General features: G+C 67.2%; 16 protein-coding genes and 1 pseudogene. 8 read left to right on the top strand and 9 right to left on the bottom strand.

Going from position 1 to position 14,548, the window contains the following annotated elements:
- Positions 1-10: 10 nt before the first annotated feature.
- Positions 11-394 (bottom strand): hypothetical protein, encoded by a 384-nt coding sequence (locus ACFC4D_RS27885; protein WP_364640011.1) that lies wholly within the window; start codon positions 392-394, stop codon positions 11-13.
- Between the two features lie 71 nt (positions 395-465).
- Positions 466-1,143, bottom strand: a complete 678-nt coding sequence (gene sigE / locus ACFC4D_RS27880; RefSeq protein ID WP_364640008.1) for an RNA polymerase sigma factor SigE — start codon at positions 1,141-1,143, stop codon at positions 466-468.
- A 235-nt stretch (positions 1,144-1,378) separates the two neighbouring features.
- Between sigE and ACFC4D_RS27875 the strand changes: the two genes are divergently transcribed.
- The 6 genes from ACFC4D_RS27875 (at position 1,379) to ACFC4D_RS27850 (ending at position 6,350) form a co-directional block, all read left to right on the top strand.
- Positions 1,379-2,026 (top strand): O-methyltransferase, encoded by a 648-nt coding sequence (locus ACFC4D_RS27875; RefSeq protein WP_364640006.1) that lies wholly within the window; start codon positions 1,379-1,381, stop codon positions 2,024-2,026.
- A 190-nt stretch (positions 2,027-2,216) separates the two neighbouring features.
- Positions 2,217-2,849, top strand: a complete 633-nt coding sequence (locus ACFC4D_RS27870; protein WP_375965569.1) for a TetR family transcriptional regulator — start codon at positions 2,217-2,219, stop codon at positions 2,847-2,849.
- A 32-nt stretch (positions 2,850-2,881) separates the two neighbouring features.
- Positions 2,882-3,835, top strand: coding sequence for an ATP-binding cassette domain-containing protein (locus ACFC4D_RS27865; RefSeq protein WP_376067898.1), 954 nt, complete (start codon positions 2,882-2,884; stop codon positions 3,833-3,835).
- Entirely contained in the window at positions 3,832-5,490 is a 1,659-nt protein-coding gene (locus ACFC4D_RS27860; protein ID WP_376067896.1) for an ABC transporter permease, read from the top strand. The genes ACFC4D_RS27865 and ACFC4D_RS27860 overlap by 4 nt, the downstream gene beginning before the upstream one ends.
- A 97-nt stretch (positions 5,491-5,587) precedes the next feature.
- Positions 5,588-5,800 carry a hypothetical protein gene (locus ACFC4D_RS27855; RefSeq protein ID WP_375965577.1) on the top strand — a complete coding sequence of 71 codons (213 nt, stop codon included), beginning with the start codon at positions 5,588-5,590 and terminating at the stop codon, positions 5,798-5,800.
- 76 nt (positions 5,801-5,876) lie between these two features.
- Entirely contained in the window at positions 5,877-6,350 is a 474-nt protein-coding gene (locus ACFC4D_RS27850) for a hypothetical protein (protein ID WP_376067894.1), read from the top strand.
- An 11-nt stretch (positions 6,351-6,361) separates the two neighbouring features.
- Here ACFC4D_RS27850 and ACFC4D_RS27845 read toward each other — a convergent pair whose 3' ends face one another.
- Positions 6,362-7,552, bottom strand: coding sequence for a hypothetical protein (locus tag ACFC4D_RS27845; RefSeq protein WP_376067892.1), 1,191 nt, complete (start codon positions 7,550-7,552; stop codon positions 6,362-6,364).
- Positions 7,553-7,653: 101 nt separating this feature from the next.
- Positions 7,654-8,868 carry a glucose-1-phosphate adenylyltransferase gene (gene glgC, locus ACFC4D_RS27840; RefSeq protein ID WP_364639985.1) on the bottom strand — a complete coding sequence of 405 codons (1,215 nt, stop codon included), beginning with the start codon at positions 8,866-8,868 and terminating at the stop codon, positions 7,654-7,656.
- A gap of 278 nt (positions 8,869-9,146) precedes the next feature.
- Here glgC and glgA point away from each other — a divergent pair, with 278 nt between their 5' ends.
- The gene (glgA, locus tag ACFC4D_RS27835; protein WP_364640506.1) at positions 9,147-10,304 is read left to right on the top strand and encodes a glycogen synthase; all 1,158 of its coding nucleotides are present in this window, start codon (positions 9,147-9,149) and stop codon (positions 10,302-10,304) included.
- Here glgA and ACFC4D_RS27830 read toward each other — a convergent pair.
- The gene (locus ACFC4D_RS27830) at positions 10,301-10,804 is read right to left on the bottom strand and encodes a GNAT family N-acetyltransferase (RefSeq protein WP_376067890.1); all 504 of its coding nucleotides are present in this window, start codon (positions 10,802-10,804) and stop codon (positions 10,301-10,303) included. The genes glgA and ACFC4D_RS27830 overlap by 4 nt on opposite strands.
- Positions 10,805-10,873: 69 nt before the next feature.
- Between ACFC4D_RS27830 and ACFC4D_RS27825 the strand changes: the two genes are divergently transcribed.
- On the top strand, positions 10,874-11,773 hold the full coding sequence (locus tag ACFC4D_RS27825) for a LysR family transcriptional regulator (RefSeq protein ID WP_376067889.1): 900 nt from the start codon (positions 10,874-10,876) through the stop codon (positions 11,771-11,773).
- Here the strand turns inward: ACFC4D_RS27825 and ACFC4D_RS27820 are convergent.
- From ACFC4D_RS27820 to ACFC4D_RS27805, 4 genes and pseudogenes are all read right to left on the bottom strand, one after another.
- Complete coding sequence (locus tag ACFC4D_RS27820; protein ID WP_376068234.1) at positions 11,755-12,729, bottom strand: putative RNA methyltransferase; 975 nt, start codon at positions 12,727-12,729, stop codon at positions 11,755-11,757. The genes ACFC4D_RS27825 and ACFC4D_RS27820 overlap by 19 nt on opposite strands.
- Before the next feature lie 141 nt (positions 12,730-12,870).
- Positions 12,871-13,038, bottom strand: a complete 168-nt coding sequence (locus ACFC4D_RS27815) for a DUF3117 domain-containing protein (protein ID WP_006554284.1) — start codon at positions 13,036-13,038, stop codon at positions 12,871-12,873.
- A gap of 165 nt (positions 13,039-13,203) precedes the next feature.
- Positions 13,204-13,779 (bottom strand): DNA-3-methyladenine glycosylase I, encoded by a 576-nt coding sequence (locus ACFC4D_RS27810; RefSeq protein ID WP_375965595.1) that lies wholly within the window; start codon positions 13,777-13,779, stop codon positions 13,204-13,206.
- Between the two features lie 221 nt (positions 13,780-14,000).
- Positions 14,001-14,300: pseudogene (locus ACFC4D_RS27805) on the bottom strand (DivIVA domain-containing protein); the annotation flags it as partial.
- Between the last annotated feature and the right edge of the window lie 248 nt (positions 14,301-14,548).

The following is a 14,548-nucleotide window of genomic DNA, read 5'->3' as shown; positions in this document are numbered from 1 at the left end:
GCGATGAACTCTACTTGCGCCACCAGGATGTCCACCGTTTGCTGTCGAACGAATCTTGGCGCAGCCCGACGAAGTTCGCGCCGCGCGCGAAAGTTCCGCGATCCGCATTCAGCGTTTCCGCGGTGGGAAGTTCCGAGAGCGGGATGCGGCTCAGTGAATCGTGCAGGCGCATCGGCGCGGAAATCTGATCCGAGGACTGCCGCAGCGCAATGCGCGCCTGCTGCTGCGCGTCCACCTCCGCCGCGCATTCCACGCAGACGGAAAGATGGTGAGCGGCACGCAGGTACGCGTTCATCCGCAATTCGCCGTCCACATACGCGGCAATGGCCTCACTGGCCAGATGCTCGGTGGGGGCGAAACGCGGCGGACGCGGCGTTCTGTCCTCGCCACTCATAAGCTGCACACCCTTCCGGGACACCTCGGCTGCATCGGGAATGCCGGTGTTCGGGCGCTGGGCCCGGCGTGTCACCTGGCGTTCTCGGGGGCGGCGAAGCGCCGCTCCACTCCATTATGCGCAAGGTGTTCTTTGAGTGCCTGACGTCCTCGGTGGATCCGGCTGCGCACGGTGCCCAACTTGACCCCGAGCGTCGCGCCGATCTCCTCGTACGACAGACCTTCGATATCGCAGAGCACCACCGCGGCACGGAACTCCGGCGCCAGCGAATCGAGCGCCGCCTGCAGCTCCGGATCCAGATTCGCGTCGTGGTAGACCTGCTCGGGGCCCGGGCCCTCGGACGGCACCCGGTCGTAATCCTCGGGCAGCGCCTCCATGCGAATCCGATTGCGGCGCCGCACCATATCCAGGAACAGGTTCGTGGTGATGCGATGCAGCCAGCCCTCGAAGGTGCCCGGCTGATAGTTCTGCAGCGAGCGGAACACCCGGATGAAGGTTTCCTGGGTCAAATCCTCTGCGTCCTGCTGATCACCGGTGAGGCGGTAGGCCAGGCGGTACACGCGGTCGGCGTGCTCCCGGACCAGTTCGTCCCAGGTCGGCATCATGGTGCGGTCACCGGTGGCATCGAAGGCCGCGGTGCCGCTCAGGGCAGCCTCGTCGAGTTCGCTTTCCGGCACGGTGGTGCCGTCCAGCACGGAGTTCAAGTCCTGCGTGGGCAGGATGGCGGGTTCACGCGCCGCGTCGACCATGTGGATGGGATTACCTCCTACTCGGGACCGAAGTTCCGACTGCCGGGTACAACCGACCTGGTTGGTCGTGTGTTCCCCGCCCGCCGGACCGACTGTCGCTGGCCTGACTTGGCAATACTCTTGCCGGTCCCGATGTGGTGGTCGTATGCGCAGGCTGAGGGACACCTGAGAAAAATCGCCACACCGGCCGGTCGCCGCCGGGCTTTCCCGGTTCCGCGCCATTAGCCTCATAGCCGTGAGCCTCACTCCCGCGGCATCGAACCTGCAGCGCAACCTCGCCTACGTGGAGGAATCCGTCGCCGAGGACGAGATTCTGATCAGCGCGCGCGAACGCGCCCTCGAACTCGGCGCCGCACCGGTACCCCCGTCGGTGGGCGCACTTCTCAGTATGTACGCGCAATTGCTCGGTGCGCGAGCGGTCGTGGAGGTCGGCACCGGGGCCGGGGTGAGCGGACTCTGGCTGCTCGACGGCATGCGCGAGGACGGCACGCTCACCACCATCGATTCCGAACCCGAACATCAGCGCGCGGCGCGCGAGGCGTTCCGGTCCGCCGATATCGCGCCCGCGCGCACCCGGCTGATCAACGGCCGGGCGCTGGATGTGTTGCCGCGCTTGGCCGATGGGGCCTATGACCTGGTGTTCATCGATGCCGCACCGCTGGAGCATCCGCAGTACGTGGCGCAGGCGGTGCGATTACTCCGCGAGGGCGGGGCGATTCTGCTGCACAACGCGCTGCTCGGCGGGCGGGTGCCCGATCCGGCACAGCGCGATCCCCAGACCCAGGCGGTGCGCGCTGCCACTCGGGCCATCGCCGAGGATCCGGCGCTCACCAGTGTGCTGATTCCGGTCGGCGACGGACTGCTCTGCGCTTCGCGGGGCTGATTACCGCTCTACCGCCTCTGACCTGCGGATAGTTTTGTCCACGCGGGGACTTTCCGCGTAGCAGCAGCTGCTGCGGGGGAGGTGTTCCGCGCGTGGAACATCCGCGTTCGCGCTTGTTTTCGCACCCTTGACGGTTTCTTTCGGCGTGCGCTCTTGCCATCGCATTGAACGAGTGTTTAATCTATTGAACATGCGTTCAGCCTCTGAGGATCTGACCACCCGGGCCCGGATTCGCGATGCCGCGATCACCACCTTCGGCGAGCAGGGTTTCGGGGTGGGGGTGCGGGCCATCGCGGCCGCCGCGGGCGTCTCGCCGGGTCTGGTCAACCACCACTTCGGGTCCAAGGAAGGGCTGCGCGCGGCGTGCGACGATCACGTCCGGGATGTCATCCGGGCCGCGAAAGTCGAATTCGCACAGCGTCCTTCACCCAACGGACTGCTGGAACAGATGGCCGAGATCGAGGAATTCGCCCCGCATATGGCCTATATGCTGCGCAGCTTCCAATCCGGCGGGGATCTGCTGACCAGTTTCTTCGAGCATATGGTCGAGGATGTCGAGCAGTACCTGATCGCCGGTGTCGCCGCCGGAACCTACCGTCCCCCAAGGGATTTGAAGGCCACCGCCAGATACATCGCCACCACCAACGGCGGCGGCATGGTGATGTTCCTGCAGCTGTACGCGGCCCAGCACGAAGGCCGCATCGACTATCGAAAAGCCTTGCGCGAGTACGCCGATCATATGACGCTGCCCGCGCTCGAGATCTACACCAACGGGCTGCTCACCGACTCGATGGCGCTGGACACCCTCACCCAACAGCAGTAATACCCACTGTCGTTTTCCTACAAGGAGATTCGATGAACACACCGGCCACCCCGGCCATCTCGGTCCGAGATCTGCACAAGAATTTCGGACAGGTGCGCGCCCTCGACGGTCTCGACCTGGAGGTCGCGGAGGGGGAGGTACACGGATTCCTCGGGCCCAACGGCGCGGGAAAATCCACCACCATTCGCGTGCTGCTGGGCATTCTGGCCCGCACCTCGGGTGCCGCCGAGGTGCTCGGGCGGGATCCGTGGACCGACGCGGTCGCCCTGCACCGCGATATCGCCTATGTGCCCGGCGATGTCACGCTGTGGCCGTCCCTGAGCGGCGGTGAGACCATCGATCTGCTGGCGCGCATGCGTGGCGGACTGGATCAGCGGCGGCGCGCCGATCTCATCGAGCGGTTCGAACTCGATCCGCGCAAGAAGGCCCGCACCTATTCCAAGGGCAATCGGCAGAAGGTGGCGCTGGTGTCGGCGTTCTCGTCCGAGGCCCGGCTGCTACTGCTCGACGAACCCACCTCGGGTCTGGATCCCTTGATGGAGCAGACATTTCGCGAATGCGTGACCGAGGCCGCGGCGCGCGGCTGCACGGTGCTGCTGTCCAGCCACATCCTGTCCGAGGTGGAGGCGCTGTGCCAGCGCGTCACCATCATCCGGGCCGGGCGCACGGTGGAATCGGGCACGCTGGCCTCGATGCGGCATTTGAGCCGCACCGCCATCACCGCCGAAATGATCGGTGACCCGGGCGATCTCAGCCGGATTCCGGGCGTCGCGGACATCACCCTGGAGGGGCACACCCTGCACTGCCAGGTGGACAGCGAACATCTCGGTGAGCTCATCAAGGTGCTCGGTGACGCCGGTGTGCGCAGTCTGGTCAGCCAGCCGCCGACGCTGGAAGAGCTTTTCCTGCGGCACTATTCGCTCAACGGCGAGGACGCCGCCGAATCCGGCCGGGATTCCGCCGATCTGCAGCGGGCCGCGAAATGACCGCCATCACCGCACCTCGCGCTGTCGAAAGCCCCTTGCGGTCAACCGATTTCACCGGCACCGGGCAATTGCTGCGGCTGTACCTGCGCCGCGATCGCATCGTGCTGCCGCTGTGGGTGCTGCTGCTGTCGCTGCCGCTGGGCAGCGTGTACATCAACAGCATCGTCAGCGTGTACCCGGACGAGGCCGACCGCGTGGGCTTCGCCAACTCGATTCTCGCCAGTCCGGCCCAGCTGGCCATGTACGGGCCGGTGTACAACACCAGCCTCGGCGCGGTCGGCATCTGGAAGGCGGGGATGTTCTACAGCCTCATCGCCATCGCCACCATTCTCACCGTCATCCGGCACACCCGCGCCGAAGAGGAAACGGGCCGTGGGGAATTGGTGGCCGCCACCCGGGTCGGGCGCTACGCCGGGCTCACCGCGGCGCTCATCCTCGGCTACGGGGGTGCGATGGCCACCGGCCTGATCGGCTTCCTGAGCCTGTCCGGCAGCAAGCTCACCGGTGACGACGCCAGGACCGGATCGCTGGCCTTCGGGCTCGCGCTGGCCGGATCCGGTGTGGTGTTCGCCTCGGTGGCCGCGGTGTGCGCGCAATTGACCACCAGTGCGCGGCTGGCCCGCGGTATCGCCTTCACGGTGCTCGCGGTGACCTTCACGCTGCGCGCCATCGGTGACGCCCGCGCCGGAGACGGGCCGACCAGCCCGCTGGTGTGGCTGTCACCGCAGGGCTGGTCACTGCAGGTGCGGCCGTTCGCGGGCAATCACTTCGCGGTGCTGCTGTTGCACGCGGCGGCGGTGATCGTGTTGACCGTCATCGCGTATTCGCTACTGCGGCACCGGGATATCGGTGCGGGACTGATCGCCGAACGCCCGGGCGCGGCCACCGCCGGACCCGGTTTGGCCGGACCGTTCGGACTGGCCTGGCGATTGCAGCGCGGCACCCTGATCGCCTGGACGGTCGGACTCGGCCTGTACGGATTGATCATCGGCAGCGTGATCCACGGTATCGGTGACGAATTGGGCAGCAGCCAGGCGATTCGCGATCTGATCACCCGGATGGGCGGCTCCGCCTCGCTGGAGAATTCGATGATCAGCTACGCCTTCACCATGATCGGCGTGGCGGCGGCCGCCTACGCGGTATCGGCCGCGCTGCGCCTGCATTCGGAGGAGAGCAGCGATCACGCCGAAACCCTGCTCACCGGTGCGGTATCGCGAACCCGCTGGGCCGCATCGCATCTGCTGTTTGCCCTGCTGGGACCGGCGGTGGCACTGTGTGTTTCGGGTCTGCTCGGTGGTTTCGTGTACGGACGGGCGGCCGGTGACGTCGGCGGCAAACTGCCCGATGTGCTGGGCGCGGCGCTGATCCAACTGCCCGCGGTGTGGATATTCACCGGAATCACGGTGGCGCTGTTCGGTCTCGCGCCGCGCTGGACCCCGGTGGCGTGGGGCGTGCTGACCGCCGCCATCGCGGTCTTCCTGCTCGGTGCGATCTCCGGTGCCCCGCAATGGCTCCGCGACCTCGAACCGTTCGAACATCTGCCCAAGGTGCCCGGCGCCTCCTTCGACCTCGTACCGGTGCTGATTCTGCTGGTCATCGCGGTCGCGCTGATTGCCTTGGGGCTCATCGGATTCCGCAGGCGCGACCTGCGCTGAACCGTCCGGAGGGGCAGTGCTGGGGCAGTCGCAGGGGTGGATTCGAATGGGCCGCAGGTGGTAAACGAGAGTAAGGAACGAAATAAGGAGGTGGGGCATGGAAGGTTTGATGCTCGGCATTCATCTGCCGGCAGGCTGGCTATGGCCCGCACTGATCATTTTCGGACTGGTCGTCTTCGCCGCGCTCCTGGTGCTGCTTCTGGTGAGCGGAGCCAGATTCGACGATCAATCACACGTGGTGCCCTCGACACCGGGGCCCTGTGAACCGTTCTGCGGGGGGCGCACCGTATCGCCCGTCTACCAGAACTGAACCGTCCTTCCGGACAACAGGATTACCGCGCGCGGATCGGGATACTCCAGGGGAAAGTTCGACGAGTGAGGTTTTCATGAGTCAGCGGGCCCCCGCCGTTGTCGGTCTGTATCTGCGCGAGTCGGGACGATGGCGACGCATCGCCGAGTTCCGGCTGAATTCGGACGGGCGGGCCAGCTTCCGCGCGGTCGATCCGGTCGAGGGCCTGGTCGCGCGCGTCTGGTATCACCAGGGCGTCGACCTCCTCGGCCAGGAGCGCACCGTGCTGCCCGCGGACGGCGCGGAATTCCTGCGAGCCCTGTTGCAGCCGTTCGGATTCCGCGATTACCGCTTCCGGGACGACAGCCGCCCGGGTCGCGCCGTGAACGGGCTGCCGCGCACCGGAGGCGGTCGCACGCGCATCGGGAACGGGTTGCCGCACACCGGTCATACCGCACTGCCGCATGACACCGGCGGCGCCGCAGCCGATTCCGACTGCGCGCACGGCACCCACCGCCCGTCCCGGCCCGCCGCGTGGCGAGCCCTGGACGAGGATGTCATCCGCTTCTGATCCGTACGGGTCTAGAGGCTGTTGGCCAGCAGTACGTACTGCGCCGTGGCCTTCTTCTGCACCTCGTCCTGACTGCTGCCGGTCACCACGCCGACGAAGCGTTTGTAGACCACGTAGCAGCGGTAGGACGTGCTATCCGCGCGGTGCTGAACGCATTTGGTGTCCGGCACCTTGTCCGGCGCGCCGATCGCGGTCTCGCCCAGACTGCTGATCAATCCGGCCGTGAGATCGATACCGCCGCGCGCGTCCCGGGTGCGGAACAGATAGCCGTCCTTGGTGAGCGCCATGGCGTCCATGCCCGTATCGTTCACCAGCCGCTGCCGCAGGCTCTCGTCACCGGCCGGGTGAATGAGCATATTCGCGCCGTACACCGCGAAGTTGTCCGGGTCGGGGGTGTGAGAATCCCTGTCGGACACCAGGATTCGCGCCAGCAGCCGATCCGGATCCACCGGCAGCGCATCGATCTGATCGGCCGGCGTCGGGGTGAAGGCGTCCACCACCGGCACCTCGGCGTCGAGGGTCTTCTTCGCCCAGGACAGCAGATCCCCCTGATCCGCCTTGGGCCGCGAGATGAAGATGGAGATGACGAATTCCTTGCGCGCCATGACCACACCGATACTGCCGACACCGGGCCGCCAGTGCGAGAAGGCATCCGGATAATCCGCCAGCGTCAGCTTCTTGTTCTGATCGAGCGCCACACCGAAATCGGCGTCCTCCAGCTCCTTGGCGGCGAGCTTGGCATTGTCGGCCGACGGGAAGCGCAGCAGTCGGATGGTGGCCGTGGTGCTGGCGGGGTCGGGGGCATTGGATCCGGCCGGGTCCGGCAGATCCGAACCGCTCATGGCGAACCCGGCCACGAAACCGCGATTCTGCAATACCGGTTTGGCGGAGGAGGACAGGTGGCTGACGGTCACCACATCATTGATATTGGTCAGCACGATTCCGCCGCGCCCGATCTTGAGACTGGGATCGATCTGCACCGTCGGCACCACCGCCGACGCCATCCGCATACCCTCCAGCATCGGGCCGTTGCCGTTCGAATTGCGGTCGTAGGTGAATCGATTCACCGCGTAGCTGCCCGCGTCCAGGGTGCGGACGTCCATTTCCCCGGCGACGGCCTTACCCTTCTGCGCGCACCCGGACAGGGTGGCAGTCAGGGCCAGACAGGTGAGTGCGGTCAGGACCCTCGTTGCGCGGTTCATGGTCTTCCCTCCCGCGCGGCCCGGCGGGGCAGCGCTCCACCCACCGATTTTCGGACCCGGATGGGCGGCTGTCCACCGTTATCCGCGCGTCGCGGCTGCTCTCACACCCAAATGCCCTTGCCGACCGTGACCACCCCGCCATTGCTGAGCGCGAATCTGTCCCGGTCGCGATCCAGATCCACGCCGATGATCTCGCCCTCGGACACCACCACGTTCTTGTCCAGAATCGCGTGCCGCACCACCGCGCCGCGGCCGATCCGCACCCCCGGCATGAGCACACTGCCCTCCACGGTCGCGCCGTCCTCCACCATCACATTGGAGAACAGCACCGAATTGCGGACCGTGGCCGCCGACAGAATGCTGCCCGCGCCCACGATCGACTCCTGCGCCAGCCCGCCGCGGCCGAATTTGGCGGGCGGCAGATTCTCCATGGCACCGCGAATCGGCCAGTGCCGGTTGTAGAGATCGAAGACCGGATCCACCGACACCAGATCCATATGCGCCTCGTAGAAGGCGTCGATGGTGCCCACATCGCGCCAGTAGCCGCGGCTGCGATCGGTCGCGCCGGGCACCTCGTTGCCGCCGAAGTCGTACACCGAGGCCGCGCCCGCGCGCACCAGGGCCGGAATGATGTCCCCGCCCATATCGTGATCGGAGTCGTTGTCATCGGCGTCCGCGCGGATCGCGTCCACCAGCACCTTGGTGGTGAAGACGTAATTGCCCATCGAGGCGAAGGTGACATTCGGATCGTCCGGCGTGCCCGGCGGATGCGCGGGCTTCTCCAGAAAGCCGGTGATGCGGCCGGATTCGTCGGTGTCGATGCAGCCGAACGCGCTCGCGGTACTGCGCGGTACCCGGATGCCCGCCACCGTGACGCCCGCACCGGATTCGATATGCGCCTGCACCATCTGCTCCGGATCCATCCGGTACACGTGGTCCGCGCCGAAGACCACGATGTACTCGGGGTCCTCGTCATAGATCAGGTTCAGCGATTGCATGATGGCGTCCGCGCTGCCGGTGTACCAGCGCGGGCCGAGCCGCTGCTGCGCCGGAACCGGGGTGATGTACTCGCCGCCGAACCCGGACAGCCGCCAGGTCTGCGAGATATGCCGGTCCAGCGAATGCGATTTGTACTGGGTGAGAACACAGATCCGCAGATAACCGGCATTCACCAGATTCGACAGCACGAAATCGATGAGCCGGTACGCGCCGCCGAACGGCACCGCGGGCTTGGCGCGATCCTTGGTGAGCGGAAAGAGTCGCTTGCCCTCGCCACCGGCGAGCACGATCCCGAGTACGTGCGGCTGGCTCCTCACACTCGCCAAACTACCGGGTATAGCGGAACCCTGAATGAACGTGTCCGTCTGCGTCGCCCGCCGCGTCGCGTGTTCACGGCCTCGCAAGCCGTGGTTCGTCGCCGCTCCACTCCGCCGCCGCGTTCCCGCGCCGCGCCGCACGCGGGACGGCGAACCGCGGGCCGGGTCGTGAACTCTGTGTTTTCTTTCATCGATGTGGGCCCGAGCCGCCCGGTGGCAGGCTGTAGTTTGAATCGGTGAGTTACGGCGCGGACGGCGGGCGCGAACTTCGAGTCGCGATGATGACCCGCGAATACCCGCCCGAGGTGTACGGCGGGGCGGGAGTGCATGTCACCGAACTGATCCCGCGCCTGCGGGCGCTGTGCGATGTGACCGTGCACTGCATGGGGGTGCAGCGCACCGATGCCGTGGTGCACCAGGCCGATCCGATGCTGTACGCCGCCAACTCCGCTCTGCAGATGATGTCCGCGCAATTGCGCATGGCCGATGCCGCCGGTGGCTCCGACGTCGCGCATTCGCACACCTGGTACACCGGACTGGCCGGGCATCTGGCCGCGGAGCTGTACGGGATTCCGCATGTGCTGACCGCGCATTCGCTCGAACCCCGGCGGCCCTGGAAGGCCGAACAGCTCGGCGGCGGCTATCGGCTGTCCTCCTGGTCCGAGCACAATGCCATGACCTACGCCGATGCCGTGATCGCGGTGAGCAAGGGGATGCGCGGCGATGTGCTCGCCGCCTATCCCGATATCGATCCCGCGAAAGTGCATGTGGTGCACAACGGAATCGACGCACAGGTCTGGCATCCCGGCGGACCCGCCCGCGATACCCGCGACATCCTCGCGGAACTCGGGGTGCGGCGGGATCGGCCGGTGGTGGCGTTCGTCGGGCGCATCACCCGGCAGAAGGGTGTCTCGCACCTGCTGGCCGCCGCCCGGTATCTGGATCCGGATATCCAATTGGTGCTGCTCGCCGGGGCCGCCGATACGCCCGCCATGGAAGCCGAAGTGGCCGGAGCCGTCCGCGAACTCGGTAAGACCCGGGACGCGGTGTTCTGGGTGCGCGAGATGCTGCCCACCGAATTGGTGCGCCAGGTGCTCGCCGCCGCAACGGTTTTCGTCTGCCCCTCGGTGTACGAACCGCTCGGCATCGTGAATCTGGAGGCCATGGCCTGCGGCACCGCCGTGGTCGCCTCCGATGTCGGCGGCATTCCGGAGGTGGTGGATCGGGACGCCACCGGGCGGCTGGTGCACTACGACGAACACGCGCCCGACGCCTTCGAACGCGGACTGGCGCGGGCCGTCAACCAGGTGGCCGCGGATCCCGCGACGGCCGCCGCCATGGGTGCGGCCGGACGGGCGCGCGCCATCGCCGAATTCGATTGGGACCGCATCGCCGCGCAGACCGCGAAGATCTACGACCTGGTGCGCAAGAACTAGAGGTCGTAGCGCATGAACACGTCGGCGCGGTCGTAGGGCGTCGGCGGCAGCTCCGACGGCGGCACGTGTACGAAGCCGATCGATTCGTAAAGGTGCACCGCCGGAGCCAGTTTCGAATTGCTGGCCAGGATCAGCGAGGTCGCGCCCAGCGCCCGCGCCTGCTCGATGGCCGCGCGCAGCAGCACCCGGCCGATACCGCGACCCTGAAAGCGCGGCGAGACAGCCATTTTGGAGAGTTCGAAGACGCCGTGACCCTCGGCGACGAGCGCGACGCAGCCCGCGGCCTCCACACCGGCGCGGGCGATGAGCACCCGACCGCCCTCGTCGACGATGCGCCGCGGATGGTCCAGGGTGACCAGGTCCGCGGCCTCGACCGCGAAGAGTTCGGTGATCCACTCCAGATTGAGGTCCTTGAAGGCGCGCGCGTCGGCGGCGGTGGTCATCGGCTCGACCGTGATCGAGCGCTGCTCCGGGGCGAGGGAATCCGTTTGCTGAGTCACCCGTTCAGCATGTCCCGCCTGCACCTATAACGTCCAATACTTGATAGCTCGGATTGATATGTTGAACTTATGATCGAAGGGGTTGAGCTGCGGCACCTGCGCTACTTCCGCGCCGTCGCCGAGGAACTGCACTTCGGGCGCGCCGCCGCCCGGCTGCACATCGCACAGCCCGCGCTCACCCAGCAGATCCAGCGGCTGGAAACCCTGCTCGGCGCACGACTTTTCGATCGCACCTCGCGCACCGTCGCGCTCACCGCCGCCGGGACCGTACTGCTGGAGCGATCCCGGGCACTGCTCGGGCACGCCGAACGCGACCTCGCCGAAATCCATCGGATCGGCCAGGGCAGTCAGGGCACGCTGTACCTCGGCTTCGTGCCCTCGGTACTGCCGCTGGAACCGCTGCGCGGCGTACGGGCCTTCCGGGACCGTTTCCCGCTGGTCGAGGTGGACCTGGTGGAAGGGTTCACCAGCCATCTGATGGAACGGCTCGCGCACGGCGCGCTGGATCTGGCCATCGTGCGCGATCCGGACGAACAGCCCGGCACCGTCACCACCCCGCTGATCACCGAACCGTTCGTGGCGATCCTGCCCGCCGACCATCCGGACGCGCACCGGGACAGCATCACCGGAGCCGAGCTGATCACCAATCCGATGGTGTTCTATCCGCGCGCGGCGGGCGGGCGCGCCTATGACAAGAACCTCGCACCGCTGCTGGAATCCGGTCATCGGCCGCGCATCGTGCAGGAGGGCACCAACTGGACGATCCTGCTGTATCTGGTCGCGGCGGGGCTCGGGGTCACCGTCGCACCGCGCAGCGCCACCTTCACCGCACCCGAATCGGTGCGCATCATCCCGCTCGCCGGGACCGATGCCGCCACCACGATCTACACCGCGCACCGCGCCGACGACAACCGGCCGCTGGTGCGCAATCTGCTGGATCTGCTGCCGAATCAGCCGCGCGGGCGATAGACCGATACCGTCACCGACGCGGTCACCTCGAACGGATCCGGCAGGGCCGCGATGCGTTCGGCGCGCTGTTCGGCCGCGTGGAATGCGGACGGGCCCATCGCGGACACATTCGCGATATCGGTGTGCGTCAATGACATTCGATACTCGACCGGAGTGCGGTCCAGCAGTTCGAAGCGATCTTCCAGCGAATCGGCGAGTCGCTCGGTTTTGCCCGCGTCCACGCGGACCATGTCGAGCGGCTCGATCAACTCGGTCAAATGCCGCGGTGTCGGGGTGACGACAAAAAACCGCCCGCCCGGATTCAGCACCCGGGCAACCTCTTCCGCATTGCGCGGTGCGAAAACCGACAGCACCGCGGTGACCGCCCCCGTGCGCACCGGCAGCCCGCGCCAGGCATCGGCGAGCACCGCCCCGGCTCGCTCATGCGCCCGGGCGCTGCGCCGCACCGCCGGTTTGGACACATCCAACGCCAGCCCGCGCGCGCCGGGCATCGCATCCAATGCCATAGCCAGGTAGTAACCCGTACCCGCACCGATCTCCAGTACCGCGTCCGCCGTCGCGGGTGTCGCCGCAGTGGTTGTCGGGCCACTCGAACCGATCGGCAGGAGGGTCGCCGCGAGCCGTGCCGCCGAGGCCGCGGTCACAGCCGCGCCCGGGCGTGTCATGCCGCTGTCGCGTGCGTGTGCGGTCCTGGGAGGTGCGGGCATGGCCGCGACCGCCGCCGCCAGGGCCGCGGCGATGGGGGTGAAATGACCGGCCCGCTGGAAGTCCGCGCGGGCGTCGAGCATGGCCGGGGTATCGCCGGTCATCTTGGTGGAGGCGCCGGTGAGCAGGCTGATATAGCCCTGTTTGGCGATATCGAAACTGTGCCCGCGCGGGCAGCGCAGGGTGTGCTCGCGGGGGCCGAGGTCCCGACCGCATTCCGGGCAGGACAGTAGGTCGGCGCAGGCGATCAGGCGATCGGCCGGGCCGAGGGGGTATGCGTTCTGAACCGATATGCCGGTGAGCGGCTGCTCTCCGGATCCTCGGGGTTCGGGGGCCGAGTCTCCGAGTGCCCCGGAGGGCGGGTTGCTCACCGGCACAGGCAAGTCTGGCAACTAGCTGGTGACACTCTTGAGTTCGTCACCCAGTGCCGCAGCTTCCTCCGGCGTGAGCTCGACGACCAAACGCCCGCCACCCTCGAGTGGAACCCGCATGACGATTCCACGCCCTTCCTTGGTTGCCTCGAGGGGACCGTCCCCGGTGCGGGGCTTCATGGCCGCCATCCTCTGCTCCCTCCAGATCTGCGCGAATATCTGCGCACTTTCATGGAACTCCAGTTGTCACCAACCAGGCAGCCCGCCGACATGTGGCGGGCTACACCATGACCATTCTTCCCTATCGCGGATCGGGGCGGGTACCTGAGTTCCAAAAACCGACCGTTGTGGCGTTCATGGAGTCCTGACATTCACCCAGCAATCGGCGATGTGATCGTCTACCATCCCCGTCGCCTGCATGAGTGCGTACGCAGTAGTGGGTCCTACGAACTTGAATCCGAGCCGCTTCAGTTCTTTTGCGAGAGCGGTGGATTCGACCGTGACGGCGGGCACATCGGCCAGGGTGCGTGGCCGCTTTCCCGGGGCCGGGGCGAAGGACCAGAGCAGCTCGTCCAGGGATCGTCCCAGGTCGCGAGCAACCCGCGCGTTGTGGATGCTGGCGTGGATTTTGGCGCTATTGCGAACTATGCCCGGATCGGCCATCAGGCGTTCCACATCCGCGTCCCCGAACTCCGCCACCCGCTCGATCACGAACCCGTCGAACGCCGCGCGGAAGGCCGGGCGCTTGCGCAGAATCGTGATCCACGCCAGCCCCGACTGGAACGCCTCCAGGCACACCCGCTCGAACAGGGCGTCATCCCCGTGCAGCGGGCGACCCCACTCCTGATCGTGGTAGTCCCGATACAACTGCGACCCGTCGGCCCACCCGCAACGGGTCCGGCCGTCACTCGGTTCGGCCGCCGCGGTCATCGCGCACCCGGCTCGGTGCTGCCGGGGGTGCCGGGCTCGGCCGCCGGGCTCGGCACGGCGGGTTGGCCACTCACGCCGTGGTCGCCCGGGAGCGGGGTCGGGTCGGCGGCGGGGAGCACCTCGGGAACGGGCGCGGCTGCGCCGGAGAGCGCGTCCGGGGCCATCCGGCGGGGTGCGGGTGGTTCGGCGGGAATCGGCGCGCCATTGGGCGATACGGCGATACCCGCGAGGTGGTTGCCGGAGCGGGCGTGGGCCAGCTGGGTTTCGAGTTCGTCGATGCGCGCCGCCAGGCGGGTGAGCGCCCAGTCGACCTCGCCCGCCTTGTAGCCGCGGATCACCTGCTGGAAGCGCAGCGCGCGCACATCCGCACCGCTGATGCCCTCGGCGGGCAGGACCGTCGCGGTGGTGTTCTCCGGTAGCGGGCCGAGCTCTTCCGACCGTCCGAACAGCGCGCTGACGACCAGGAACAGCAGGGCGGCTACCAGGCCGACGATCAGCACGTACAGAAGCAGCGTGAGCATGCTCCCGAGCTTAGGTGCCGACCGGGGCGCGGCCACATCTCACCCCGGCGGAAATCAGCCGTCGAATTCGCCCGCAGCCGAGCGTTTCTCGCGTGCCGTAATCCGACCCGACCCTGGAAACAGCCGTGGGCCGGGGCATTTCCACCCGGCCCGCCGGGGGGGGAGTGGGGGGGGGGTTTTGGGTCAAGGGGGCGGTGTGGTTTTAACAAAAACAAACCCACCACACACACAACCATAGAGGAGTTGGG

It is taken from the genome of Nocardia sp. NPDC056000, from assembly GCF_042269265.1.
Classification (GTDB): domain Bacteria; phylum Actinomycetota; class Actinomycetes; order Mycobacteriales; family Mycobacteriaceae; genus Nocardia.
This window is presented reverse-complemented; position numbering and strand designations above follow the sequence as displayed.